Here is a 26,634-nt window from a genome sequence, read left to right on the forward strand (position 1 = left end):
CGGATAGATAAAGGAGTGAGTCGGCATGGGCATTATCCGCCCCCTCGATGAACATTTGGCGAATCAGATCGCGGCTGGCGAGGTCGTAGAGCGTCCGGCTTCCGTCTTAAAAGAATTAATAGAGAACGCGGTGGATGCCGGAGCTTCCCGCATCGACGTGTCGGCCGAAGAAGGCGGGCTCGCCTTGCTCCGCATCGCCGACGACGGCACGGGGATCGAAGCGGACGACATGCTCGTCGCGTTCCAAAGGCATGCGACGAGCAAAATCGCCACCGGCAAAGATTTGTTCCAGATCGCTACCCTCGGCTTCCGCGGAGAGGCACTGCCGAGTATCGCGGCCGTCGCCAAAATCAAATGCGTCAGCTCGACCGACAACAGCGGACTTGGCCGTTGCGTCGAAATCGAAGGCGGCGCGTTAGTCGCCAACAAAGAAATAAACGCGCCCAAAGGGACGGAGATGGTCGTTCGCGACTTGTTCTTCAACACCCCGGCGCGTCTTAAGTATATGAAAACGATACAGACCGAGTTAGGTCATCTGTCGGACGTCGTCTACCGGCAGGCGCTGGCAAGACCGGACATCGCGTTCACGTTCACCCATAACGGCAATTTGCTGCTCAGGACGCCCGGTAACGGCGATCTTCGGCAAGTCGTTGCCGCCATCTACGGTACGTCTTCCGCCAAGGCTACGATCGCGCTCCAAGCCGAGCATCCGGATTACTCGCTGACGGGCGTTACCGCGTTGCCGTCCGAGACGCGCGCCAACCGCGGCGCGGTGACGGTGCTCGTCAACGGTCGTTACGTGCGCAGCCAAGCGGTCATGCAACCGTTGCTGCAGGCGTATCATACGCTGTTGCCGCTTCACCGTTACCCGCTGGCCGTATTGCGGCTGACGATGCATCCGACGCTCGTCGATGTGAACGTTCATCCGGCGAAGCTCGAAGTGCGGTTCAGCAAAGAAAACGAGCTGCGTTCGTTCGTCGAGCAAGCGGTGAAGGAGGCGCTCGGCGGCCGGGCGCATATTCCTTCCGGCGCGGCTACTCGCGCCCCGAAGCAAAGCAGTTGGGTACAAGAGCAAATTCGGTTCCAAGTTCCTCCCTCCGAGACGAACGCGGCCGATCAACAGATCGCGGCGTCGCCGACCATCGAGCTGGAAACCGCCGCGACTGCCGAGACCGTCGCGCCGGTCAGCGAGCCTAACGTTTCCGAGTCGAAGCCCAGCTACGGCAATAGTTTTAATAGCGGTAATTTCGGCAACAGCGGGTCTGTGAGCCATTACAGCAACAGTCGCCCGGCAGGCCAATATAACGAAAGCAAATATTCCGGCAACAACAGCAATAACAGCAACAACAGCAACTACGCCAAGCCAACGACACCAAGCTCTTCGTACTCGCCGAAACCGATGCAGCAATCCCAACAACCGCCCGTGCAAATTCCGGAAAGCGTCTGGGAAGCCGCGTTCGCGGCGCCGGCAGCGAAACCGCAAGCTCCGTCTTTTCCCGAGCTCAGTTGGATCGGGCAGTTGCACGGCACCTATATCGTCGCCCAGAACGAGAACGGTTTGTATTTGATCGATCAACACGCCGCTCACGAACGCATTCATTACGAGTTTTATTTCGATAAGTTCGGACGTCCGGAAGAGGCAAGCCAAGAACTGCTGCTTCCGGTTACGCTGGAGTTTTCGCCGGACGAATGCATCCTGCTGCGCGGGCGGCTCGCCGCTTTCGAGAGCGCGGGCGTTTATTTGGAAGACTTCGGCGGCAATACGTTCATGATCCGCGCCGTACCGCATTGGTTCCCCGACGGGGACGAAGCGGCCGTCGTTCGCGAAATGGCGGAATGGGTCATGAAAGAGAAGAGCATAGATTTGAAGAAGCTAAGAGAGCAAGCGGCTATCATGTGCTCCTGCAAGGCGTCAATCAAAGCCAACCAAGCGCAGACGAGGGAAGCCGGAGAGAAGCTGCTCGAGCGACTCGCCGCATGCAGGCAGCCTTATACGTGTCCGCACGGCCGTCCGATCGTCGTCAGCTTCAGCACGTACGAGCTGGAGAAAATGTTCAAACGGGTGACGTCGTGATCGTTACGACTTCGGAGCGTCCGGACGAAAGCACGGTGGAACGCGCGAATTCGCTAGCGGAAGAGTGGCAAGCCGCCTACGTTCCGCGGCTGCAGCAATCGATCAGCAGAATGAGCCGGTCGAACGGGAACGTTGACGTAGCTATCGTCGGGCCTAAGGAAGTGAAGCTCGTTCCCGCGGACGGACCGCCGCTCTTCTTCCATCCGAGCATGGCGCTCGTTCGCTTGAAGCGGCTCATCGGTGGCGGTAGGGATACGCTGGTCAGCGTTAGCGATGCCGCTCCAGGCGATGTCGTGCTCGACTGCACGGCCGGCTTGTGCGCGGACGCGCTCGTCTATAGCTACGCGGTCGGACGCCAAGGCAAAGTCATTGCGCTAGAGGCTTCGCCCGTATTGCATGCGATCGTTCGCGAAGGTTTGAAGACGTACGAGTCCGGCATTCCCGAGGTGGATAACGCTATGCGGGCGATTACAGCCATCCAATCGGACTACGAAAGTTATTTAGCGCAGTTAAAAGATAAAAGCGTCGACATCGTCTACTTCGATCCGATGTTCGAGCGTCCGGTCAACTCGTCCAGCGCGCTCGCGCCGCTACGATCCCAAGCCCGCATGGAACCGCTACAGATCGGTTCGGTCCGTGAGGCGATACGGGTCGCTCGGAAGAAGATCGTGCTCAAAGACAACCGGGGTAGCGGACATTTCGCGGAGCTTGGCTTCAGCCTGGCTCGCAAGTCGGGTTCCTCGGTGGCATACGGAGTGATTAATAGTGAGGATTGAACCGGATCGTCGGCCGCCGCTGCTCGTGCTCGTCGGCCCTACGGCCATCGGCAAGACGGCGCTTAGCCTACAGCTGGCGAAGAAATACAACGCGGAGATCATTAGCGGCGATTCGATGCAAGTGTATCGACGGATGGATATCGGCACCGCCAAGCTGATGCCGGAACAACGCGAAGGCGTCCCGCACCATTTGATCGATATTTGCGAGCCCGAGCATCCGTTCTCCGTATCGGAGTTTCAACGCCGTTGCACGGATGCGATCGAAGAGATTACCGCGCGCGGCCGGTTGCCGATGATCGTCGGAGGCACCGGGCTATATGTGGAATCCGTCTGTTACGGCTTCGAGTTTCGGGAGCAGGGCGCAGACGAAGCCTACCGCGAGGAACAACGGGAATATGCGGCGACGCATGGCAACGAAGCGCTCCACGCGAAGCTGGCGGCCGTCGATCCGGCGAGCGCGGCGAAACTGCATGCCAACGACGTAGGACGCGTCGTGCGCGCGCTCGAAGTTCACCGTGTGACGGGCAAGCCGTTGTCCGAGCAACAATCCCAAGCGCGCGGAGACGATAAGCAATCGCCTTATCGATTATGCCTTATCGGACTGACGATGGATCGCGCGGTTCTCTATGAGCGGATCGAGCAGCGGATCGACGAGATGCTGTCCGCCGGCCTGGTCGAAGAAGTGAGGGGATTGCTCGAATCCGGCGTTCCGAGAGACGCCGTTTCGATGCGCGGATTAGGCTACAAGGAGATCGCCGCCTACTTGGCCGGCGAGATGCCGTACGAGACGGCAGTCGACGTGCTTAAGCGGGATACGAGACATTTTGCGAAGCGGCAACTGTCGTGGTTTCGACATATGAAGTCGCTGGAATGGGTCGATCTGGACGTCGCCGCAAAAAACAACGGACTTTTCGCGGCAACCTGTGATATAATAGCAGGAAAGTTTCCGATGGACATTGAATATATTTCTTCATAAATATTTGTGGCGATGGGGGTTTTCGGCTAATGAACAAGTCCATTAACATCCAGGATACGTTTCTCAATCAACTTCGCAAAGACAGCATTCCGGTAACGGTCTACTTGACGAACGGATTTCAAATTCGCGGCATCGTCCGCGCATTTGACAATTTCACCATCGTAATTGACAGCGAGGGTCGCCAGCAAATGGTTTATAAGCATGCGATCAGCACGTTTATGCCGCAGCGCAACGTGTCTCTCATGCAGCAAGACAACGCATCGGACTAAGCGATTCGCGCCCCCGGGATCGGTCATCAGTGAAACTTTTGCATGACGATCAGCGTCTAACTAAATAGACCGGCACACGAGCAACCCGCTAGCGGGTTGTTCTTTATTTAGGATCGAATCGCGAAGACCATACTTTAGAGAGAGATCAAGATACGGATAGAGGGGGAGAACATCATGAACCTACATGAAGCGAACGACAACGCCATAGAACCGAACAAAGCGAGAGGCAAAGGCAAAGGCAGCGGCAAAGGGAAAAGCAAAGGACCTCGCAAACGCAAAAAGAGAGGACTCATCTGGTTATTTTTCGTCCTATTGTTCGCGGTCGTGTGCGCCGTCGTCGGTTATTTGCTCGTTATTTTGAACGGCGAGCGATTGCTGACGGCCAACATCAACAAACTTAACCTCGATACGGCGTCCATCGTCGTGGACCGCAACGGGAACCAGGTCGCGAACCTGTACGTGTCCGAAGGCAACCGAGAGTTCGTGCCGTTCAACCAGATTCCGAAGCTGCTGTCGGACGCGTTCGTCGCGACGGAAGACAAGCGTTTTTACGAGCATAGCGGCATCGACCTGCTCGGCATCGGGCGCGCGCTCGTCAAAGACGTTATCGCGCGAAGCGCGGTCGAAGGGGCTAGCACGATTACGCAGCAACTCGCCAAAAACTTGTTCCTGAACGCCGACAAAACGATTTTCCGTAAGGGTACGGAAGCTTCGCTCGCGCTCGCGCTCGAGAATCATAAGAGCAAGGAAGAAATTTTGGAGCTGTACTTGAACCGCATTTACTTCGGCCGAGGCCAATACGGCATCAAGACGGCCGCTAAATATTATTTCAACGTTAGCAACCTGGAAGATTTGAAGATCTGGCAGATCGCGACGCTAGCCGGCATACCGAAAGCTCCTAACGTATACAACCCGCGCAGCAATCCGGAGAAGTCGATGGAACGCCGAGCGGTCGTGCTGAGCCTGATGGAGGATCAAGGGCTTATTACCGCGGCGGAGAAGGAAGCGGCGGCCAAAGTCGTCTACGATCCGGATTCCGTTCCGGAAAAGAAAGGCAAATATTTGACGTATCTCGACTACGTAGTCGAAGAAGCGAAAGACAAGACCGGTTTGACCGAGGAGGAGCTGCTTAGCTCGGGCTACACGATCAAGACGACGATCGACATGAAAGCCCAGTCCGCGATGGAGACGGCGTTCGCGAACGACGCCTTGTTCGAGGAAAACAACAAGGACGGCACGATGCCGCAAGCCGCCATGATCATCATGGACCAGCACGACGGCTCGCTCATCGCCATGGTCGGCGGACGGGATTATAGCAAGAAGGGCTACAACCGCGTGACGAAGCCTCGCCAGCCGGGTTCTTCGTTCAAGCCGATCGCGGTGTACGGCCCGGCGATAGAGACGGGGGACTTCTTCCCTTGGTCTACGGTGCAGGACGTTAAGCAGTGCTTCAACAACTACTGTCCGACGAACTCCAACTCGAAAAATAAATACCGCGGCGAAATTCCGATGAGCGAAGCGATCAAGGAATCGCGCAACGTGTCGGCGGTATGGTTGTTGAATCAGATCGGCGTAAAGACGGGCATGGATTTCGCGAAACGTCTGGGGATCACGCTTGATCCGCAAGATCGCAACCTGGCGATGGGGCTCGGAGGCTTGACCTATGGGGCGACGCCGCTGGAGATGGTAAATGCGTACGCCGCTTTCGCGAACGGCGGGACGCTCCAGGATCCGCATAGCATCCTGTCGATAACGGATCGCAACGGCGATTCGATCTATACGTACAAGGAGCCGAAGGCGAAACAAGTCATGTCCGAGACGACGGCGTATTACGTGACGCAGCTCATGCAAGGCGTCGTTCAGAAGGGCGGCACGGGCGTTAACGCGGCGATTAGCGGACGCACGGTCGCCGGGAAGACCGGTACGACGCAGAACGCGAACGGCGCGGGTAACCGCGACATTTGGTTCGTCGGCTATACGCCGGAATGGACGGCGGCCGTCTGGTACGGCTACGACAAGACGGACGAGACGCATCATCTGTCATCTAACAGCGGCGAAGCCGCGAAGATGTTCTCGTCGGTTATGTCCAAGGCGCTGTCCGGCAAGAAGAAGCAGTCGTTCCCGGTCCCGGAAGGCTTGAAGCCGCAGGAGAAGCTGCCGGGCATCGATGGACTAAGAGCTTCGTACGACAGTGCGGCCCACATCGTTCAGCTAGAATGGACGACGGTGGAAGGCGAAGGCATCACCTACAAAGTGTATCGCAAGGAAGCTTCCGAGGCCGATTTCAAACAGATGGCCGAAATCTCGGATTCGACTTTAGAGGATATGACGATCGAGGCCGGTAAGACGTATACGTACTACGTAACGTCGGTTCAGTCTTCGAAGAAGCTCGAGAGCGAACCTTCCGAACAGGCGACGCTTGAGATTCCGGCCGGCGAACCTGTCGTGACTCCATCGCCCGGCGAAGAAGGCGGAGAAGTCGTTCCGCCGTCGGAGGCGCCTAGCGAACAGCCTCCGGAAGGCGGAAACGGCGGCGAGGTAATCCCGCCGGTCGAATCGCCTTCGCCGAGTCCCGGAGAGGGCGAAAGCCCGACGCCGAGCGAGAGCATACCGGTCATTGAGCAGCCGAATCCTTAAACCGGAGCGACTGTTCCGAGCCTGACGAATATCGATAGCCAATGAAGTCCCGAACAGCCGAACAAGACCGGCGGTTCGGGGCTTTTTTTATTTTCGCAATGTTCGGCAGCTGCCGTTTTTGCTTGGTTCGAGGAGGTAAGTTGTGTTAGACTCGTTATATGTAGGATTGAAAAGGTAGGCTTTGCTTATGAAACGTAAATTTTCGGATCGGGCCAATTGGCGGCGAATATTGAAGAAGAGCTATGCTTGTATTCCGATGGATGAACCTCATTTCAAAGGATTCGTTACGCTGTATCGCATACACGATCTTAGGGATCCGTTGTGGAAGGAATACAATGGACGCAAAATGTGCCTCGCAGACCGCGGGTACTTATGGATGCAGCATTTTCCGCGCGGGGAGCATTTCGTCGTGACGACGATGTTCGATGACCGCGGTCAAGTGGTGCAATGGTACATCGACATTTGCAAGACGCAAGGACTAACCGATCAGCAGGTGCCGTGGTTCGACGATCTGTTCTTGGACATCGTCGTGCTGCCGAGCGGGGAGAAGCTGCTGTTGGACGAAGACGAGCTGGAAGAAGCGCTCGACGAAGGCCAAATTACGCCGCGCGATTCCGCGATGGCGCAAAAGACGGCCGCGCGGCTGCTCGAGCTGATCAATCAGAACAAATTCCCTTACTTCGACATGAGCCTGAATCACAGACGCGTTTATTTGGAGAAACTGGGCTGGGAGAAAGGAAACGGTTAAATGCGTAGGGAAACCGGGGAGAGGCCATTGGCCTCTCGTTCTGCGAAAACGAGAAAATTGCGTTCGGGATTCACCCGTCGGTTGTTGTGGGTTACTGCTGCGGGAACGTTAGCTGTAGCGGTCTGGTGTGGCGTATTGTACGCGAAAATCGTGACGTTCGGAGGCGTGCCTAGCGATGCCGAATCCGTTCGCGCGGACGTAGGTATCGTCCTAGGAGCGAGCTTGTGGGACGAAGTGCCAAGCCCGGCGCTCAAAGAACGGCTCGATTACGCGATCAAGCTGTACGATCAAGGGATGTTCTCGCATCTGATCGTTACCGGCGGCAAAGATAAGCCGACAGCCCGGTTGTCGGAAGCGGAAGGAAGCCGCGAATATTTGATCGCTCACGGAGTTCCGGACGAAGCGATCGCGATGGATAAGCTGTCCCGGGACACGTACGAGAATTTGTTGTACGCGAAGGACATTATGTCCGAGCAAGGCTGGCATTCGGCGGTCATCGTCACGCACAGTTATCATGGTTCCAGAGCCGCGGATATGGCGCGGACGCTCGACTATTCTCCCGTGCAGGTTCAAGTGACGGACTCCGAAGTGCTCAAGATCCATTATCACGAGGCTCGCGAAGTGCTTGCTTACACGAAGTGGCTCGTCCGCAAAATGTTCCTATGACTAGGGTTTGACCTGCGCGAATACATTGGTACTGCGGAATTTTCGTCCGACTAAGGCCAAGGTAGGGTGAGCGCGATGAACGCAAAAGTAGGCACATCGGGAACGATAGGATCCTCGTCATCGGCGAAGCGGCCTTCCCGGCAAATTAACGTCGTTCTGCGCAACGCGGAATCGTCGGGCGGTTACGGCGCTTTCGAAGCGCCTGCGGCGAACAAAGCGCCGCTTCCGCAGACGGGCCCGTGGATCGAGTGGCAGAAAGAGCTGGACCGCATGATCGGTCTGGATAACGTGAAGGAACTCGTTTACGAAATATACGCTTTGCTTCAGGTGTCGCAATATCGCTCCGAATCGGGGCTTCAGGCGCAACCGCAAGTGTATCATATGATTTTCAAAGGGAACCCGGGTACGGGCAAGACGACGGTTGCGCGGCTGCTCGCCAAGCTGTTCCAAGGGATGGGATTGCTCGCCAAAGGTCATCTCGTGGAAGTGGAGCGCGCGGACCTCGTAGGCGAATACATCGGACATACGGCGCTCAAGACGCGCGATCTCGTTAAGAAAGCGATCGGCGGCGTGCTGTTCATCGACGAGGCTTACAGCTTGGCGCGCGGCGGAGAGAAAGACTTCGGCAAAGAAGCGATCGATACGCTCGTCAAAGCGATGGAAGATTACAAAAATCAATTCGTTCTTATTCTTGCTGGCTACACGATGGAAATCGAAGCGTTCATGATGACGAATCCGGGTCTTCCTTCGCGATTTCCGATTCAAATCGAATTTCCGGATTACTCGATCGATCAGTTAACGCTGATCGCGGAGGGCATGATGAAGGAAAGAGAATACACGCTGCTGCCGCAGGCGTTGTTCAAGCTTCGTCAATTGCTCGCCTACGAAAAGAACGAATCGTTCTATCATTTCAGCAACGCCAGATACGTACGCAACGTGCTCGAGAGGGCGATCCGCAATCAGGCCGTGCGCCTGCTTACGACGTATCCGTCCAGCTCGCCGGGACGGCATGAGCTGATGGCGCTCAAACCCGAGGACTTGCGGGGCTTATGATCAAGCGTAATTAAGAAAGGTTGGCTCCGGATGAAAATGAGCACATACGATACGAGCGCGGAACAGCTGGAAAAAGCGATTCTCGTCAGCCTCGTCACCGACAAAGTGAAACGCTCCGGCTCGGACCCGGAGCATTCGCTCGCTGAGCTCGTATCGCTAGCCGAGACCGCAGGGGTCGAAGTGATCGGTACGCTGATGCAAAATAAAGACGTGCCGGACTCCAAGTGGTTCGTCGGAAAAGGCAAAGCGCAGGAAATCAAGGAAATGGCCGAGGAGACGGGCGCTACGACGGCGATCTTCGACCAAGAGCTGTCGGGGGCGCAAGTTCGTAACCTCGAAGTAGCGCTCGATTTGAAAATTATCGACCGCACGCAGCTTATTCTCGATATTTTCGCCGGACGGGCGAAGACGCGCGAAGGGATTTTGCAAGTCGAGCTTGCTCAATTAACGTACTTGTTGCCTCGTCTGTCCGGCCATGGCGTCAATTTGTCGCGCCTGGGCGGTGGCATCGGGACGAGAGGTCCCGGCGAGACGAAGCTCGAGATGGATCGACGCCATATTCGCGACCGGATCACCGAGCTGAAGCGTCAGCTCGAGACGGTCGTCCAACACCGCGTCCTGCATCGCGAGCGCCGGCGCAAGTCGGGCGTCGTGCAGGTCGCGTTAGTCGGCTATACGAACGCGGGCAAGTCGACGCTGCTCCGTCAGCTGACGGCTGCCGACGTCCTCGCCGAAGACAAGCTGTTCGCGACGTTGGATCCGACCTCGCGCAGCTTGACGCTGCCAAGCGGCAAAGAAGTGCTGCTCACCGACACGGTAGGCTTCATTCAAAATTTGCCGCATGATCTCGTGGCGGCTTTCCGGGCGACGCTCGAGGAAGCGAACGAAGCGGAGTTGCTGCTGCACGTCGTCGATAGCGCGTCGCAGATGCGCGAGCGTCAGCAACATGTCGTCGAAGAAGTGCTGCAAGAACTCGGAGCCGGCGGTAAAGCTACGCTTACCGTCTATAACAAAATCGATCAATGCGGTGAGGACGTGCTGGCTTTGTTGCCCGGCGGTCCGGACGTCATTCGGGTTAACGCGTTCTCGGAACAGGATTTGGCGCAATTGCGGGAAGCGATAGAAGATCGGATACTCGGCGACGTGGCGCAATTCCGCATTCCGGCTTCGCGCGGCGATTTGGCGGCGCTCGCGTATCGCGTCGGTGAAGTGACGGAGCAAGACACCGACGACGACGATCTGATCCTCACGATTCGCTTGAACCCTGCCGATATGGAAAAACGCGGCCGCGCGCTCGAAGAGTACCGGGTTTAAAACGACCTTGGCAAGCGCGTTGCTTGTGTATTTGGGCACGGTAACCGTCTTAAGGCGCGATTTTTGTTAATGACGCTACATTTTCGGGTTATCACTTGTAAACAAATGTAAGTTGATCTAACGTAAATATCGGAACCGTCTCTCGAATGGATATCGTACGGATTCGGAGACCGGTTTGTTCGTTGCGCTGCAACGGATACATAAGAAGGGAAGACAGGTTATGCAGGACGGCAACAAGCAACGATTTGACGAGGCGTGGGAGCAATGGGCCGATGCGGCGGAGGAACAAGTCGCCGGGCGGTTTCGGCAACTGGATCGCATTGTCGAGCGCAATCAGTGGAAAGTTATACGGGCGTTTCAGAATCATAAGGTGAGCGATTACCATTTTGCCGGTTCGACGGGTTACGGCTACAACGATCGCGGACGCGAAGTGCTTGATCTCGTGTACGCGGACGTGTTCGGCGCGGAATCCGCGATCGTCCGGCCGCATCTCGTGTCGGGAACGCACACGATATCGGCTGCGTTATTCGGTATATTGCGGCCGGGAGACGAGCTCGTATTCGTTACCGGCAAGCCTTACGACACGTTGCATAAAGTAATCGGCAAACCGGGCGACGGTACCGGATCGCTCGCCGACTGGGGCATTCGCTCGACGTTCGTGCCGCTGTTAAGCGACGGGGGAGTCGATTGGGAAGGCGTTGCCGCGGCGACAACGGAGCGCACGAAAGTGTTCGCCATCCAGCGCTCGAGAGGCTATGATTGGCGGCCTTCGTTCTCGGTCGGACAGATCGGGGACATGGTCAGCCGCTTGAAAGACTTGCGTCCGCAGGCTTCCGTGTTCGTCGATAACTGTTACGGCGAATTTACGGAAGAGCGCGAACCGACCGAAGTCGGCGTCGACCTCATTGCCGGCTCGCTGATCAAAAATCCCGGAGGCGGGCTTGCTTCGAGCGGAGGATACATCGCGGGTCGCGCCGATCTGGTCGAGCTTGCGGCATTCCGCTTGACCGCACCGGGCATCGGCGGCGAAGTCGGAGCGATGCTAGGCACGACGCGCGCGATCTACCAAGGCTTGTTCCTAGCGCCGCTGTTAGTCGGGCAAGCGGTAAAGGGCAGTATTTTCGCGGCGGCGGTATTCGGCAATCTCGGCTTCGAGACGCATCCGAAGTGGGACGATCCAAGGACCGATTTGATCCAAGCGATCCGCTTCGGCAAGCCAGATCCGCTTATTCACTTCGTGCAGGCGATCCAGCAAGCGGCAGCCGTCGACTCGCACGTCGTACCGGAACCATGGGACATGCCGGGCTATGAGCATCCCGTAATCATGGCGGCGGGAACGTTCATCCAAGGCGGCAGTCTGGAGCTGTCGGCGGATGCTCCGATCAGGGAACCCTACATTGCTTACATGCAAGGCGGACTTACTTATGCGCATGTGAAGTTAGCTGTACAGCGGGTTTTGTCGGTTTTCAGCGAACGCGGATATTTGAAAGATCTCGCCCAATAAAACCTTACATGCCTTGACATGTTTTTGCTACGAGGATACAATGTAAGTGATTTCAAAAACAACAGTCAACTGGAAGGTTGGTATGACATGGGCGACGAGATTCGCAGGAATATGGCGTTGTTTCCGATCGGCATCGTAATGAAGCTGACCGACCTGACCGCCCGCCAAATCCGATACTACGAACAACATGAGTTAATCCAGCCCGCTCGCACGGACGGCAATCAGCGGCTGTTTTCTTTCAATGACGTAGAACGTCTTATGGAGATTAAATCGCTGATCGAGAAGGGCGTCAATATCGCGGGAATCAAGCAAGTCATGAATCCTGTCGGGCAGGGCGAGAGCGATGCGACGATTATTAACGAGCAGTCGGAAGTTAAGCGTCGCGAGATGTCCGATTCTCAGCTGCATCGCATGCTGAAGCAACAGCTCATGCAAGGCAAACGTCCAGGTCAAGTTTCTTTGATCCAAGGCGAACTATCGCGCTTTTTCAAAAACAAATAAAACGGCTGATGCCCAATCTAGGAGGCTGTCATGAGCTACACTCGCGAAGATATTAAGCGGATCGCCAAGGAACAGAACGTACGGTTCATCAGACTTCAATTCACGGACCTTCTCGGCACGATCAAGAACGTCGAGATTCCGGTAAGCCAGCTGGACAAAGCGCTCGATAACAAAATGATGTTCGACGGCTCCTCGATCGAAGGATACGTTCGGATCGAAGAATCCGATATGTATTTGTACCCGGATTTGAGCACGTGGGTCGTATTCCCTTGGGTAACGCAAGATCGCGTCGCTCGCCTCATTTGCGACATCTATATGCCGGACGGCACTCCGTTCGCGGGCGACCCTCGCGGCATTCTGAAGCGTGCGCTGCAAGAAGCTGAAGATATGGGCTTCTCGACGATGAACGTAGGACCTGAACCTGAGTTTTTCTTGTTCCAGACGGACGAGAAGGGTAACCCGACTATGGAACTGAACGACCAAGGCGGATATTTCGACCTTGCGCCGACCGACCTAGGCGAGAACTGCCGACGCGATATCGTGCTCATGCTCGAGGAAATGGGCTTCGAGATCGAAGCATCCCACCATGAAGTTGCGCCAGGTCAGCATGAGATCGACTTTAAATACGCAGATGCGATCAAAGCGGCTGACCAAATTCAGACGTTCAAGCTCGTCGTTAAGACGATCGCGCGTCAACATGGCTTACACGCAACATTCATGCCGAAGCCGCTGTTCGGAGTGAACGGTTCCGGTATGCATTGTCACCAATCGCTGTTCCGTGGCAACGAGAACGCGTTCTACGACGCGGACGACAAGCTCGGATTGAGCGCGATTGCTAGACAATACATGGCGGGTATTTTGAGACATGCGCGCGGATTCGCGGCTATCACTAACCCTACGGTCAACTCGTACAAACGACTTGTTCCTGGTTATGAAGCGCCTTGCTATGTGGCATGGTCCGCAAGCAACCGTAGCCCGATGATTCGGATTCCGGCATCCCGCGGCCTTAGCACGCGCATCGAAGCGCGTAACCCGGATCCTGCGGCTAACCCTTACTTGGCGCTTGCCGTCATGCTGAAAGCCGGCTTGGACGGAATCGCGAACAAAATGACTTCCCCGCCGCCGGTCGATCGCAACATCTACGTGATGAGCGAAGAAGAGCGCATCGACGCCGGCATTCCTAGCTTGCCGATCAACTTGAAGGAAGCGCTCAACGAGATGCTTCGCGACGACGTCGTCTGCGAGACGCTCGGCGATCACGCGCTTAGCCACTTCTACGAGCTCAAGGAAATCGAGTGGGACATGTACCGCACGCAAGTCCACCAATGGGAACGCGATCAATATTTGACGATGTTCTAAATCTAGATCGTATTGCTGACCGGCACCGCGATGTCTTCGGACCTTCGCGGGCCGGTTTTTTAGTTGGTGTTCGGGAAACCAAAAACAGGATGGAACAGCGATCCGATCGCTGACCCATCCTGTTTGGTTTTCTTCACGGACATTAGCTATGCGCGGGACTAAGACCTGAGTGTCTTTAACGCGCCGCTCCAAGCGACCACCTGGTCAAGCATACCGTTCAAGTTAGTCAGGTGTAGCTCGGCTGGTTTGAACACGCTGCCGTTCTCGAAATCCGTGAACAACGATAACGCTACATGGACGCGCACGTCCGCTATCGATACTTCCCCTAATATGCCCCGAAGATGCTCGGCAGCGCGGGCGCCACCTACGGAGCCATAGCTGACGATTCCCGCGGCTTTGTTGTTCCACGCTTCGCGCGCGAAATCGATCGCGTTCTTCAACGCTCCCGTGATACTGTGGTTATATTCCGCGACGACGAATACGAAGCCGTCCAAGCTTGCCAGCTTCGTATTCCATGCGGTAGCTTGTTCCGTGGCATCCGCTTCGCCAAGCAGAGGAAGCTTGTATTCAGCGATATCTACGATCTCGTAATTGGCGTCGTTGCGTCCATCGGCAATTTTCTTTACCCACTCGCCGACCTGAGGGCTGACGCGGCCTTGCCGCGTGCTTCCAAGAATGATTCCGATTTTTAACGTTGGCATATAATTCTCCTGTCGAGTGTATTTGTCGTATGTTCAGACAACTCCTATAATGTCCATGAACCGACGTTTTATGCTCGAATGCCATTTTGTCGCACAAAAAAAGAGGTTCCCCAGCCCCGGTGTACGTGGGCAATGGAGAAACCTCTAATTAGTTAAAGCATGTTTACATAAAGGAGCGAATCAGGCCGATGACTTTACCTAGGATGCTGACGTTCGGGTAACGAAGAGGCGACATGCTGGCATTCTCGGGTTGGAGACGGATATGGTCGCGTTCCTTGTAAAACGTCTTGACCGTAGCTTCATTGTCTTCCGTCATCGCGACGACGATATCGCCGTTCGTTGCGTTCGGTTGCTGGCGGACGATAACGTAGTCGCCGTCGTGGATACCGGCTTCGATCATGCTATCGCCTTGTACGGAAAGCATGAATACCGGTTGATCGCCGACCATCGTCGTCGGCAGCGGGAAGTATTCTTCGATGTTCTCCGTAGCGGTAATCGGCACGCCGGCCGTTACTTTCCCGACTAGCGGGATTTGGCGAACGGATGAGGCTAGTCCGTACATGGATTCGTCATCGCCTAGAATCTCGATCGCGCGAGGCTTCGTCGGGTCGCGGCGGATTAAGCCTTTCTTTTCTAGGCGATCCAGGTGACCGTGGACCGTGGAGCTGGAAGCGAGGCCTACAGCTTCGCCGATTTCGCGAACGGACGGGGGATAACCCTTTTCCCTAACTTCAGTCTTAATGAATTCTAAAATGGCATTTTGGCGATTGGACATCTTGGACACGCCAAGCCCTCCCTATGTATCAGTTCATGATGACAAATTATAACACAGAACTCGAGTTCGCACAAACATTCGTTCCGCCGAACAAATGTTCCAAAATTTGTTGACACGATCATGTGTTCGTGTTAATCTGATACCAGAACAAATGTTTGGGGTGAGCGTAAATGGTACATACATGGGTATCCGGATCTTCTGCTCCTGCTTCTACTATTCATAAGATGGTGGCTCCTTTGAAGCCTAGATACGCTGTTAGAACGGCTTCAGCAACGACGCGTTCGCATCGCGGTCTAGGCGTTGCACGCTCCTTGTTTATCGTGATCGCCTTTGTTATCCTGTTCAGCGGCTTTGCGTTCGCACATACGTTCGCATCGAGCGAAGCGGGCACTCCGGCATCTGCGAACGAGATTGTTATCTCCGTTGATAGCGGCGACACCCTGTGGGAATTAGCGGGTACTTATAAGAAGGACAATATGGATACACGCGAAGCCGTTCACGTGCTTATGAAGCGTAATGGACTTGCGTCCTCTTCTTTGCACACCGGACAGACGCTCGTATTGCCGGCAAAGATGCTTCCTTAACAGCATGAGAACAAAATCCGAACACATATTTATAGTTAGTAACTAGATGAACTAAGTCACCTCACAAGTAGCTAGCTTGTATGACTTTACATAAGAACACGTCATGAGAACGCATGTTCTACAGACCGGGAAACCGGTCTGTTTTTGCGTCCGCCGTTTTCTTGACAAGGCAACTGCGTTAATGTCAAAGTAGAGTAGGTATATTGAAGGGAGTGACATCGACATGGAGAAGCATATCCAACGTATTAATGAATTAGCGCGCAAAAGCAAAGCCGAAGGCTTAACGGAAGCGGAAGTCGTCGAGCGCGATCGGCTGCGGAAGGAATACTTGATCAATTTCAAGAAAAACTTCAAGCAACAGCTGGATCAAATCGAAGTCACGGATGAGAAACCAACGATTATTCACTAAATAGATCGATGGCAAACCGCAGCAGTTATTGACGAGGAGGAGCTTTATGTCCCGTTCATGGGAACGCATGGTTCAGAAAAACGCAAAGCAAGTTAACAAACGCCGTAAAAAAAACGGCAAAAAATCGATCAGCGAATCATCGTCACCGCAAGTCGACAAGTTCAAAGGCCGCAATTACGTCGTGCCGATCCTGCTTGTCATGTTGATCGCGCTCTACGTTACGTTAGCTAAACCTTGGTCGGAAGATTTCTTGACCGATCCGACTTTGTTCTGGGTGACGATCGGGTGTTATATGCTGCTCGCGCTGTTCTATTTTATGCGCCGTCCTTATTTGTCCGTTACGCGCGACATGCTGGAGACGCGTAAGTTTACCGGTTACAAGCAATTACGTCCAACGGACGTCCGCAAAATATCGATTCAACCGGGCTATGTCGTCATCGAGACGATCAAAGGCGGTAACTGGGTATTTTCTAAGCTGATGAACCGTTTCCCGATCGAACGGATGACCGAGAGACTAAAAATATACGCAGACCTGCACCATGTGGAGTGGGAACAGAAGACGAAGTGAGGAGAACTTGGGGATGTCGATTAAGGCCGTATTATTCGATCTAGACGATACGTTATTGTGGGATGAGAGAAGCGTTACGGAAGCGTTTCGTAACACGTGCAAACTAGCCGCGGAGTCGACCGGGCTTGACGAGCATGCATTGGAAGCATCCGTGCGCAAAGAAGCGCGCGCCTTATACGAAACCTACGAGACGTTCACTTTTACGCAAATGATCGGAATCAACCCGTTCGAAGCGTTATGGGGCCATTTCAAAAAAGGCGAGCATGAGATGTTCCGAAAGCTGGAGCAGCTCGCGCCGACGTACCGGACGAACGCTTGGACAGCTGGACTGGCAGCGCTTGGCGTCGATAATCCTAGTCTGGGCCAGCAACTTGCCGAGCACTTTCCGGCGCAGCGTCGCAGTCTGCCGTACGTTTATGACGAGACGTTCGCCGTGCTGGACGAGCTTCGGAAAGACTACAAGCTATTGTTACTAACGAACGGCTCGCCTGATTTGCAACAAGAGAAGCTGGACGGAATGCCGACGCTTATTCCGTACTTCGACGCGATCGTCATTTCCGGCGATTTTGGCGAAGGCAAGCCGTCGCCGCGACTGTTCGCCCATGCGACGGAACGTATCGGCATTACGGCGGAAGAAGGCGTAATGGTCGGCGACAAGCTGACGACCGACATTCTCGGGGCGAACCGAGTCGGCATGACATCGATTTGGATCAACCGGCACGAGGCGACTCGCAACGACGAGATCGTACCGAAGCATGAGATCCGCAGCTTAAACGAGCTTCCGGCGCTCTTGAAGACGCTATAACCCGCACTGACAAGGATGAAATAGCAACTCACACTAAAAGACGTATGAACCGATATCGGCTCATACGTCTTTTTGTTATGGATTCAACTATTATTTCACGAACGTCGGATCGTCGTAGCTATGCGCGATCCAGCCTTCCGTCTCGATGAAGAGGCGAACGGCTACGATCTGACGATTGTCCATCAGGGTGAAGAAGTGGGCATAACCTTCAGGTACGGAGATTACGTCGCCGGCTTCGAGCTCGACGTCGAAATAACCGATTTCTTCGTTGCCTTTAATGATGAAGATACCGCGTCCCGCCGTAATCGCGCGAACTTCGTCTTCCGTATGCGTATGCACGTTCTCGAACTTTTTAAGCAGCTCGTCGAGGTTCGGCGTTGCGTCGGACAGAGAAATAATATCCCACGTTTTGTAACCGCGTCTGTCGGCAAGGTCGCGAATTTCCGTATCGAAGGTGGATAGAATTTCGCTCTTGTCCTCGTCGGTCAGCGCGAACTTCTCTTGCAGGTGCGCAGGCAGCTTGGAAGGGTCCCAGTGCTCGTAAAGCACGTCTTGTTTGCTCAGAAACTCGCGTACTTCTTGTTCGCCGCTAATACGCTCGTTCGTATTGCGGATCCGAATTTCAGCCATCGTTAATTCCTCTTTTCCCAATGTGAATTAGTGCCTTAATTATAAACGATATTCCGATGCATGTCGATTGTGCACCTTTTCGTCCCATCCTGATTCTGTTACTATAGAATTTAATGATTTGACAGACGGGAGAAGCGATTCTAATTATGACTTTAACGCATATCAAACCTTCTCTGCAAGAGGAGCTAACCAAACGCATCCTTATTCTTGACGGCGCTATGGGCACGATGATCCAGCAAGCGGATTTGACCGCGAACGACTTCGGAAGCGAGGATTTGGACGGCTGCAACGAGATTCTCGTATTGACTAGACCGGACGTCATCCAAAGCATTCACGAAGCGTATTTGGCCGCGGGTTCCGATATTATCGAGACGAATACGTTCGGCGCGACCAGCATCGTGCTGCAGGAATACGATATTCCTGAAAAAGCGAGAGAGATCAATCTTGCGGCTGCGAAGCTAGCACGCGCGGCTTGCGATAAATATTCGACGCCGGATAAGCCGCGGTTCGTGGCCGGCGCGCTCGGACCGACGACGAAGACGCTGTCCGTCACCGGCGGCGTCACGTTCGACGAGCTTGTCGTAAGTTATCGCGAGCAAGTCGTGGCGCTCATCGAGGGTGATGTAGACGTCATCTTGATCGAGACTTCCCAGGATACGTTAAACGTTAAGGCGGCGAGCATCGCCGTTCGCCAAGCGTACGAAGAGACGGGCGTGACGCTACCGATCATGATCAGCGGCACGATCGAGCCGATGGGCACGACGCTCGCGGGCCAGAACATCGAGTCTTTCTACGTGTCGCTCGAGCATCTGAAGCCGATCTCGATCGGTCTTAACTGCGCGACGGGACCGGAATTCATGCGCGATCATCTGCGGACGCTGTCCGGCATCGCAAGAGCAGCCGTCAGCTGCTATCCGAACGCGGGGTTGCCGGACGAGAACGGGCATTATCATGAATCGCCGGAATCGCTAGCGAAGAAGCTGCTGGCGTTCGCGGAGCAGGGCTGGATTAACATCGCCGGCGGTTGCTGCGGAACGACTCCCGCGCATATGGCCGCTTTGGCGAAAGTAATGGAAGGCGTCACTCCTCGTGCAATGGTCGGGCAACATCCGCCTGCCGTATCCGGCATCGAGACCGTCTATATCGAGGATGACAATCGACCGATCATGATCGGCGAGCGGACGAACATTTCCGGCTCGCGGAAGTTCAAGCGGCTCATCAAGGAAGAGAAATTCGACGAAGCTTCCGATATCGCGCGTGCCCAGGTGAAGGGCGGCGCGCAAATTATCGATATTAACTTGCAGGATACCGATATCGACGAGGAATACGCGGTCAATCAATTTTTGCCGATGGTCACGAAGAAGATCAAAGCGCCGCTTATGCTCGATTCGACCTACGATCATATTATCGAACTAGGTCTTAAATATTCGCAAGGCAAGGCAATCATCAACTCGATTAACTTGGAAGACGGCGAATCGAAGTTCGAGAAAATTTTGCCGCTCATCCATCAGTACGGAGCGGCTGTCGTCTGCATTCTGATCGACGAGCGGGGACAAGCGGTATCTCGCGAAGCGAAAATGGAAGTGGCTACGCGCTCTTATGAGCTCCTAACGGGTAAATATGGGATGCAGCCGGACGATATTATTTTCGACCCGAATATGTTCCCGATCGGCTCGGGTGACCCGCAATATATCGGATCCGCCGTCGAGACGATCGAAGGCATCCGGATGATCAAAGAGAAGTACCCGCGCGCGAAAACGATTCTCGGCCTAAGCAACATCTCGTTCGGTTTGCCGGACGCAGGCCGCGAAGTGCTGAACTCCGTCTATCTCTACCATTGCACGAAAGCCGGTCTCGACTACGCGATCGTGAATACCGAGAAACTCGAGCGTTACGCGTCCATTCCGGAACACGAGCGCAAGCTGGCGGAAGCGCTCATCTACGACACGAACGACGAGACGCTCGCCGCGTTCGTCGCGGCTTTCCGCGACAAGAAAGTCGAGAAGAAGGTCAAAGCATCAAACCTGACGCTAGAAGAACGGTTATCCGGTTATGTGGTCGAAGGAAGCAAGGACGGACTCCCGGCCGATATCGACGCGGCTCTGCAGAAGTATGCTCCGCTCGAAATCATCAACGGTCCGCTTATGGCGGGGATGGAAGAAGTCGGCCGTCTATTTAACAACAATGAGCTAATCGTAGCCGAAGTGCTGCAGAGCGCGGAAGTAATGAAAGCGTCCGTTGCGCAGCTCGAGCCGCACATGGAGAAAGACGAGTCGGCCGTCAAAGGCAAAATCCTGCTCGCGACCGTTAAAGGCGACGTGCACGATATTGGCAAAAACCTCGTCGAGATCATTTTGTCCAACAACGGCTACAAGATCGTGAACCTCGGCATCAAAGTGCCGCCGGAGCAAATTATCGAAGCGGCTCGCGCGGAGAAACCGGATGCGATCGGCCTCTCCGGCTTGCTCGTCAAGTCGGCTCAGCAGATGGTCATAACGGCGCAAGATTTGCGCACGGCGGGCATCGATGCTCCGATATTGGTAGGCGGGGCGGCGCTGACCCGCAAGTTCACCAAAAACCGTATCGCGCCAGAGTACGACGGAATCGTCATGTACGCGAAAGACGCGATGGACGGACTCGATATCGCGAATAAGCTGGGCGATCCCGCGCATCGGAAACGCATTACCGAAGAGCATTGGGCAGAGCAGAAAGCGCTGGCCGAGCAAGCGGAGCAACCGAAGGTGCTGCCGGAGCTCACGCGGGCCCGCCGTTCGGAAATTTCGCAGGACGCGCCGATCTTCAAGGCGCCGGACTTCGAGCGTCACGTAATCCGCGATTATCCGCTTAATCACGTTATACCGTACGTCAACTTGCAAATGCTGCTCGGTCATCACCTCGGCTTGAAAGGCAACGTCGAAGAATTGCTCGCCGCGGGCGACGAGCGGACGGTCAACTTGAAAGCGACGGTCGACGAGATCATGTCCCTGTCGCAACAACATGGTTGGCTGAAGCCGCAAGCGATGTACCGCTTCTTCCCGGCGCAGTCGGAAGGCAACGATATTCTCGTCTACGATCCGGAGGACACGACCCGCGTGCTGAAGCGGTTCTCGTTCCCGCGCCAGCAAGTCGCGCCGTTCTTGTGCTTGGCGGACTTCCTGAAATCCGTGGAAAGCGGCATTATGGATACGGTCGGCTTCCTCGTCGTTACGGCGGGCCAAGGCGCCCGCGAGCAGGGCGAGAAGTGGAAGGAGAGCGGCGATTACCTGCGCTCCCACGCGCTGCTGGCGACCGCGCTCGAAGTCGCGGAAGGCTTGGCGGAGCGCGTGCATCAGATCATGCGCGACAGCTGGGGTTTCCCGGATCCGGTAGAGATGACGATGAAGCAACGGTTCGGCGCAAGATACCAGGGCATTCGCGTATCGTTCGGTTACCCGGCGTGCCCGGATCTCGAGGATCAAGGTCCGCTGTTCGAACTGATGAAGCCCGAAGATATCGGCGTTCATCTGACGGAAGGCTTCATGATGGAGCCTGAAGCTTCCGTATCGGCGATGGTGTTCGCGCATCCCGAGGCGCAATATTTTAACGTGGAAAAGGTTTAAGAGATACGAAACCCCGAAGTCGACCCGCATGGACAAGGCGGACGGCTTCGGGGTTTTATCGCGTTTATTGGTTTTGTTCGTCTTGTATTTCGCTTTCCATGCCTTCAACCGCTTGGCGGCGTCTGGCGTTTTTGCTCGCTAGCTGCTCTTGTTCCTGGTCGCCGAGCTCCGCCGCGTGCTCATCCAAGTAGTGCTCCGTCTCGCTGATGTTGTCGAGCGTGTTTGCCTTTGCGTTTTGAAGCTTGCTTACGTTGTCGGACCGATCGTCCGGCTTAGCCATTTTCAACTCTCCTTTAGATCATATCGGGTTGTTGGCCCGTCGAATAGGATGCCGTGAATTCGTGCGGTCTATACGGCGCATTATGCCCGAAGAAAAATAATATGCCGTTAACGTCCCCGAGCAACGTTGCTGACAGTGATCGCTTACGCTGGAAGCGGGAGCAGGAAATGCTCTCGGGAAGGACGGATGAAGCATGGATACATGTTCTCATTTGTTGTTCGGGGCGACGCTGGCGGCCATGGCGCTCAAACGCAATATAGACGATGGCGATCGTTGCACGCGTTGCCGGGATTATGGTGGTTTCGCTGGCAAATCGTCGCGCAAACCGACGAAGGGTTCGAGTTCGGGTGGATCGTCGGAAATCGGCTCGTTCCGGCTCGGGCATTGCCTCCGTGTTCGCAGCACCCTTGCATAGAAGCTTCGCGCGACGTGCCGTCTGTTCGTACGCTTATCGATTTCGCGAAGCGCAAATACGTCGTTTGGACGGTCGGATCGGACGGAAAATATGCGGTCACGTGGACCGACTTGCGTTTTTGGCGGGAGCTGGAGTGGCCGTATCGCGCGGAAGTCGTGCTGGATCCGCAGTTCAACGTGCTTGAGCATCATATCGGTTGGCATAAACGGGCGTGGCAATATCCTTACGTTTAAGGGCGAGTGAATGAAGCGAATTTTCAAAAAAGTTTCCCGGGAAAGCGCAGGAGACGACAAGTTTGTCGAAAACGGGCCGCAAGGCTCGTTTTCCATTGCTGGGCGAACATATATTCTGTACAATAGAGGAAAACGATCCGGTAGGAGAAATGCCATGAATCCGTGGACGGAAAAAGCGGAATCGGTGGACGAATGGCTCGGTTTGCTTAAATCCAAGCCCGAGTTAATGGATAACGTAACGTACTGGCATACGCAGCCGGCGAGACCGGCGCGTTCGGTGCCGTTGCCTGCTTATATACATCCGAAGCTGTCCGAAGCGCTTAGGAGCAAAGGAATAACGGAGCTGTATACGCATCAATCGGCGTCCTTTCAAGCGGTGACCGAGGGCCGGCACGTCGTGACCGTCACGCCGACGGCGTCGGGGAAGACGCTCTGCTACAACTTGCCCGTTCTGCAGACGCTGCTCTCGGACGATAGCGCGCGGGCGCTCTATCTATTCCCCACGAAGGCGCTGGCGCAAGACCAGGTCGCCGAGCTTCAGCAGCTTGCCGATCTGATGGAAGTAGACATCAAGACGCATACGTACGACGGCGATACGCCGCCGACCGTGCGCACGGCGATCCGCAACGCGGGACATATCGTCGTTACGAATCCAGACATGCTGCATTCGGCGATTTTGCCGCATCATACGAAGTGGGTCAAGCTGTTCGAAAATATTAAATATATAATTATCGACGAGCTGCACTCTTACCGCGGCGTATTCGGCAGTCACGTCGCGAATGTCATTCGGCGGTTGAAGCGGATTTGCAAGTTTTACGGCAGCAACCCGCAATTTCTGTGCGCGTCGGCGACGATCCGTAATCCGCTCGAGCACGCGGAGCGCTTAATCGGTGAACCGGTCGCACTAGTCGACGACAACGGCGCCCCGACCGGGGAGAAGCACATGGTGTTCTACAACCCGCCCGTCGTCAACCAACAGCTTGGCATCCGTCGCAGCAGCGTGCTCGAATCGCAGAAGCTGGCGGCGCTGTTGCTCAAGAGCGGCATCCAGACGATCGTGTTCGCGCGCAGCCGAGTTAGGGTCGAGATTTTGCTCACTTACTTGCAGGAGCTCGTCAAGGGCGAGCTCGGCAAGAAATCGATACGCGGCTATCGCGGCGGATATTTGCCGAAGCTGCGCCGCGAGATCGAACGCGGATTGCGCAGCGGAGAGATTCGCGGCGTCGTCAGTACGAACGCGCTCGAGCTCGGCATCGATATCGGTCAGCTGCAAGCGTGCGTGCTCAACGGCTATCCGGGCTCGATCGCGAGCACGTGGCAGCAGTCCGGCCGCGCGGGTCGCCGTCAGAGCAGCTCGGTTACGTTCCTCGTGGCGAGCAGTAATCCGCTCGATCAATATTTGATTCAAAATCCGGATTACTTCCTCGGCCGTCCGCCGGAAGAGGCGCGCATTCATCCCGATAACCTGCTCATCCTTCTCGATCATATCAAGTGCGCGGCGTACGAGCTGCCATTTGAAGAAGGAGACGTCTTCGGGGGCGAGAAGCTCACGGATCTGCTCGAATTTCTCGTAGAGGAGAAAGTGCTCCACCACGTAGGCACGCGCTGGTATTGGATGGAGCAAGCGTTCCCGGCGCATAACATTTCTCTTCGTTCGGCGGCCCAGGAGAATATCGTCATCATCGATATGACCGAGGGTCATAAAGTCATCGGCGAAGTCGACCGGTTCAGCGCCCCGACGCTCGTCCACGAGGAAGCGATCTATTTGCACGAGGGCGTGCAATATCAAGTAGAGAAGCTCGATTATCCGGAGAAGAAGGCGTACGTCCGGCAAGTGAACGTCGACTACTTCACCGACGCGAGCTTGGCGGTGGAGCTGAAAGTATTGCACGTGGACCTGGAGGAGCGCACGGGCCCGCTGGACCGGCATTACGGCGAAGTGACCGTTATGGCGAAGCCGACGATATTCAAAAAAATCCGGCTGCGTACGCACGAGAATATCGGGTCGGGACCGATTCATTTGCCGGAAGAAATTTTGCATACGAGCGGCTACTGGTTCTCGTTCTCGGAGGAAGAGACGGCGAAGCGCAGCGCGAACGACATGCAGATGGCATTGCTCGGACTCGCGAACGTGCTTATCCATCTAGCGCCGCTGCATCTCATGTGCGATCCGTTCGACATTCGCGTCGTGCCGCAAGTGAAGGCGACGCATACGAAGCGGCCAACGATCTATTTCTACGATCGCTATCCGGGCGGCATCGGACTAAGCCAGCGCCTGTACGAGATGCACGGCGATCTGCTTGAAGAAGCGGAACGGCTCATTACCGGCTGCGGATGTCTAAGCGGTTGTCCCGCGTGCGTCGGTCCGATCGAGGAGGTCGGCCTGCTAGGGAAGACGCAGGCGTTATCGTTGCTTCGTTCGGCGAGGGCCGAATAATGAGCGGGCTGAAGGAAAGACTGGAGCGGCTTCGCGCCGCCGCGCAAGCATCGGAAGCCGCGGAGGCTGCGACGGAATCAGCTATGCCCGCTAGTGTAGCCGAGGAACCCGATTCCTCGCGGCTGCATCCGGCGTTTCGCGCGCTGGGCATAGAGGAGATCGAGAACGAAAGCGGCAGCTTCCTGCTGCGCCGGATCGCGTATCCGTTGCCGTACAATCACGGCCGGTACGGGCTGGAGGAGCTTCAACGCTCCGCGACATGGCTCGGCTGCGTCGCCGCAAGGCAAAATCAAGATCGTCCGGTTGCGGGCGTCGATGTAAGCAGGCTATTGTTCCTTGATACCGAGACGACGGGACTTGGCGTCGGAGCGGGCAACGTGCCGTTCATGGTCGGTTTCGGCTATTATGACGGGCAAACGTTCATCGTCGAACAGACGCTCATCCGCCACCCGGGCGAGGAGCGGGCGATGTTGCACTATTTGCTCTCGCATTTGAAGGACAAGGACCATCTGGTTACGTATAACGGAAGAACGTTCGACTGGCCGGTGCTCGTGAACCGTTACATTATGAACGGCTGGCGTAGCAACGGCGCCGAGCCGGGCCATCTCGACTTTCTTCATCCGTCGCGCGCGCTATGGCGCAAGACGCTCGCCTCCTGCAGGCTGGCCGTCGTCGAAGAAGCGCGATTAGGGTACATCCGGGGAGAAGACGTTCCCGGTTCGATGGCTCCCGCGCTTTATGTTCAGTATTTGAACGACGGCAATCCCGAGCATCTTCATGGCGTCTATGCACACAACGAGAAAGACGTGCTCACGCTTGCCGCGCTGGCCGTGCATTTCGCGCAGCTGCTCGAGGATCGCCCCGAGTCGGAGGCGCTGGACGACGAAGACGGGGAGGAGCTGTATTGCACCGCGAGTTGGCTGGAGAAGCACGGGCAATCGGCTCATGCGGAGCGACTGTTCGATCGGCTCGCCAATCGGCCGGATGCCGGAGACCGCGCATGGTGCTTGCCGCTGGCGGCAAGGTTCAAGAAGCTGTGCCAACACGAGCGCGCGGTATCGCTCTGGCAGGCAATCGTAGCAAGCACGGAGTATGCGTTGCTCCCAAGACCGGATGCGCTGATCGAATTGGCGATGCATTACGAGCACCGCGCGAAGGACTTGTTAACGGCGTTAAATTATGCGCAGCGAGCGCTCGGCATGCTGCAACGCCGCGCCCGCATGAACAGGGCGAGCGCGTCGCTAAGCGACGAGAGAGAGAAGCTGCAACGAAGGGTGGAGCGACTGCAGGCGAAGATCGCCCGCGAAGCCCAGCGTTAAGC

24 protein-coding genes are annotated in these 26,634 nt (G+C 55.6%); 20 read left to right on the forward strand and 4 right to left on the reverse strand.

The features are described from left to right. The first annotated feature begins 25 nt into the window (after window positions 1–25). The 12 genes from mutL to glnA all read left to right on the forward strand — a co-directional run bounded on the left by mutL (window position 26) and on the right by glnA (window position 13,877). Window positions 26–2,074 carry a DNA mismatch repair endonuclease MutL gene (gene mutL / locus ACFPQ4_RS20845; RefSeq protein ID WP_378113829.1) on the forward strand — a complete coding sequence of 683 codons (2,049 nt, stop codon included), beginning with the start codon at window positions 26–28 and terminating at the stop codon, window positions 2,072–2,074. Further along, window positions 2,071–2,850, forward strand: coding sequence for a class I SAM-dependent methyltransferase (locus ACFPQ4_RS20850; protein WP_378113830.1), 780 nt, complete (start codon window positions 2,071–2,073; stop codon window positions 2,848–2,850). The genes mutL and ACFPQ4_RS20850 overlap by 4 nt, the downstream gene beginning before the upstream one ends. Then, complete coding sequence (gene miaA, locus ACFPQ4_RS20855; protein WP_378113941.1) at window positions 2,846–3,826, forward strand: tRNA (adenosine(37)-N6)-dimethylallyltransferase MiaA; 981 nt, start codon at window positions 2,846–2,848, stop codon at window positions 3,824–3,826. The genes ACFPQ4_RS20850 and miaA overlap by 5 nt, the downstream gene beginning before the upstream one ends. A 29-nt stretch (window positions 3,827–3,855) precedes the next feature. Next, window positions 3,856–4,095: an RNA chaperone Hfq gene (hfq, locus tag ACFPQ4_RS20860; RefSeq protein WP_378113831.1), complete on the forward strand. Its 240-nt coding sequence runs from the start codon at window positions 3,856–3,858 to the stop codon at window positions 4,093–4,095. Window positions 4,096–4,269: 174 nt separating this feature from the next. Then, the gene (locus ACFPQ4_RS20865; protein WP_378113832.1) at window positions 4,270–6,732 is read left to right on the forward strand and encodes a transglycosylase domain-containing protein; all 2,463 of its coding nucleotides are present in this window, start codon (window positions 4,270–4,272) and stop codon (window positions 6,730–6,732) included. Between the two features lie 187 nt (window positions 6,733–6,919). Then, entirely contained in the window at window positions 6,920–7,480 is a 561-nt protein-coding gene (locus tag ACFPQ4_RS20870; protein ID WP_378113833.1) for a ribonuclease FAU-1 family protein, read from the forward strand. A gap of 81 nt (window positions 7,481–7,561) precedes the next feature. Continuing rightward, window positions 7,562–8,146: a YdcF family protein gene (locus tag ACFPQ4_RS20875; protein WP_378113834.1), complete on the forward strand. Its 585-nt coding sequence runs from the start codon at window positions 7,562–7,564 to the stop codon at window positions 8,144–8,146. Window positions 8,147–8,221: 75 nt separating this feature from the next. Further along, window positions 8,222–9,199 (forward strand): AAA family ATPase, encoded by a 978-nt coding sequence (locus ACFPQ4_RS20880; protein ID WP_378113835.1) that lies wholly within the window; start codon window positions 8,222–8,224, stop codon window positions 9,197–9,199. Between the two features lie 30 nt (window positions 9,200–9,229). Then, complete coding sequence (hflX, locus tag ACFPQ4_RS20885) at window positions 9,230–10,513, forward strand: GTPase HflX (protein ID WP_378113836.1); 1,284 nt, start codon at window positions 9,230–9,232, stop codon at window positions 10,511–10,513. Between the two features lie 220 nt (window positions 10,514–10,733). Further along, a complete protein-coding gene (locus ACFPQ4_RS20890; RefSeq protein WP_378113837.1) occupies window positions 10,734–12,017 on the forward strand; it encodes a methionine gamma-lyase family protein in 1,284 nt (427 codons plus the stop codon). An 87-nt stretch (window positions 12,018–12,104) separates the two neighbouring features. Further along, window positions 12,105–12,518 (forward strand): MerR family transcriptional regulator, encoded by a 414-nt coding sequence (locus ACFPQ4_RS20895; protein ID WP_378113838.1) that lies wholly within the window; start codon window positions 12,105–12,107, stop codon window positions 12,516–12,518. A gap of 30 nt (window positions 12,519–12,548) precedes the next feature. Continuing rightward, window positions 12,549–13,877 (forward strand): type I glutamate--ammonia ligase, encoded by a 1,329-nt coding sequence (glnA, locus tag ACFPQ4_RS20900; RefSeq protein WP_378113839.1) that lies wholly within the window; start codon window positions 12,549–12,551, stop codon window positions 13,875–13,877. A 158-nt stretch (window positions 13,878–14,035) separates the two neighbouring features. Here the strand turns inward: glnA and ACFPQ4_RS20905 are convergent, their stop codons facing one another. Further along, window positions 14,036–14,578, reverse strand: a complete 543-nt coding sequence (locus ACFPQ4_RS20905; protein WP_378113840.1) for an NADPH-dependent FMN reductase — start codon at window positions 14,576–14,578, stop codon at window positions 14,036–14,038. Window positions 14,579–14,741: 163 nt separating this feature from the next. Further along, on the reverse strand, window positions 14,742–15,362 hold the full coding sequence (lexA, locus tag ACFPQ4_RS20910; RefSeq protein WP_378113841.1) for a transcriptional repressor LexA: 621 nt from the start codon (window positions 15,360–15,362) through the stop codon (window positions 14,742–14,744). A 161-nt stretch (window positions 15,363–15,523) separates the two neighbouring features. On the opposite strand from lexA, the gene yneA reads away from it, so the two are divergent. The 4 genes from yneA to ACFPQ4_RS20930 all read left to right on the forward strand — a co-directional run bounded on the left by yneA (window position 15,524) and on the right by ACFPQ4_RS20930 (window position 17,719). Further along, a complete protein-coding gene (gene yneA, locus ACFPQ4_RS20915; RefSeq protein ID WP_378113842.1) occupies window positions 15,524–15,937 on the forward strand; it encodes a cell division suppressor protein YneA in 414 nt (137 codons plus the stop codon). 223 nt (window positions 15,938–16,160) lie between these two features. After that, window positions 16,161–16,346, forward strand: a complete 186-nt coding sequence (locus ACFPQ4_RS20920; RefSeq protein WP_378113843.1) for a DUF896 domain-containing protein — start codon at window positions 16,161–16,163, stop codon at window positions 16,344–16,346. A gap of 46 nt (window positions 16,347–16,392) precedes the next feature. Next, window positions 16,393–16,914 carry a hypothetical protein gene (locus tag ACFPQ4_RS20925; protein ID WP_378113844.1) on the forward strand — a complete coding sequence of 174 codons (522 nt, stop codon included), beginning with the start codon at window positions 16,393–16,395 and terminating at the stop codon, window positions 16,912–16,914. A gap of 13 nt (window positions 16,915–16,927) precedes the next feature. Continuing rightward, window positions 16,928–17,719, forward strand: coding sequence for an HAD family hydrolase (locus ACFPQ4_RS20930; RefSeq protein ID WP_378113845.1), 792 nt, complete (start codon window positions 16,928–16,930; stop codon window positions 17,717–17,719). Window positions 17,720–17,809: 90 nt separating this feature from the next. Here the strand turns inward: ACFPQ4_RS20930 and ACFPQ4_RS20935 are convergent, their stop codons facing one another. Next, window positions 17,810–18,349 (reverse strand): 1,2-dihydroxy-3-keto-5-methylthiopentene dioxygenase, encoded by a 540-nt coding sequence (locus tag ACFPQ4_RS20935; protein WP_378113846.1) that lies wholly within the window; start codon window positions 18,347–18,349, stop codon window positions 17,810–17,812. Between the two features lie 146 nt (window positions 18,350–18,495). Here ACFPQ4_RS20935 and metH point away from each other — a divergent pair, with 146 nt between their 5' ends. Then, the gene (metH, locus tag ACFPQ4_RS20940; RefSeq protein ID WP_378113847.1) at window positions 18,496–21,948 is read left to right on the forward strand and encodes a methionine synthase; all 3,453 of its coding nucleotides are present in this window, start codon (window positions 18,496–18,498) and stop codon (window positions 21,946–21,948) included. Between the two features lie 64 nt (window positions 21,949–22,012). Here the strand turns inward: metH and tlp are convergent, their stop codons facing one another. Continuing rightward, window positions 22,013–22,228 (reverse strand): small acid-soluble spore protein Tlp, encoded by a 216-nt coding sequence (gene tlp, locus ACFPQ4_RS20945; protein ID WP_378113848.1) that lies wholly within the window; start codon window positions 22,226–22,228, stop codon window positions 22,013–22,015. Between the two features lie 201 nt (window positions 22,229–22,429). On the opposite strand from tlp, the gene ACFPQ4_RS20950 reads away from it, so the two are divergent. The 3 genes from ACFPQ4_RS20950 to ACFPQ4_RS20960 all read left to right on the forward strand — a co-directional run bounded on the left by ACFPQ4_RS20950 (window position 22,430) and on the right by ACFPQ4_RS20960 (window position 26,632). Then, window positions 22,430–22,876 (forward strand): hypothetical protein, encoded by a 447-nt coding sequence (locus ACFPQ4_RS20950; protein WP_378113850.1) that lies wholly within the window; start codon window positions 22,430–22,432, stop codon window positions 22,874–22,876. A 154-nt stretch (window positions 22,877–23,030) separates the two neighbouring features. Then, window positions 23,031–25,313, forward strand: a complete 2,283-nt coding sequence (locus tag ACFPQ4_RS20955) for a DEAD/DEAH box helicase (RefSeq protein WP_378113851.1) — start codon at window positions 23,031–23,033, stop codon at window positions 25,311–25,313. After that, entirely contained in the window at window positions 25,313–26,632 is a 1,320-nt protein-coding gene (locus ACFPQ4_RS20960; RefSeq protein ID WP_378113852.1) for a ribonuclease H-like domain-containing protein, read from the forward strand. The genes ACFPQ4_RS20955 and ACFPQ4_RS20960 overlap by 1 nt, the downstream gene beginning before the upstream one ends. Window positions 26,633–26,634: the final 2 nt, after the last annotated feature.

Source organism: Cohnella yongneupensis, assembly GCF_042655785.1.
Lineage (GTDB): Bacteria > Bacillota > Bacilli > Paenibacillales > Paenibacillaceae > Cohnella > Cohnella yongneupensis.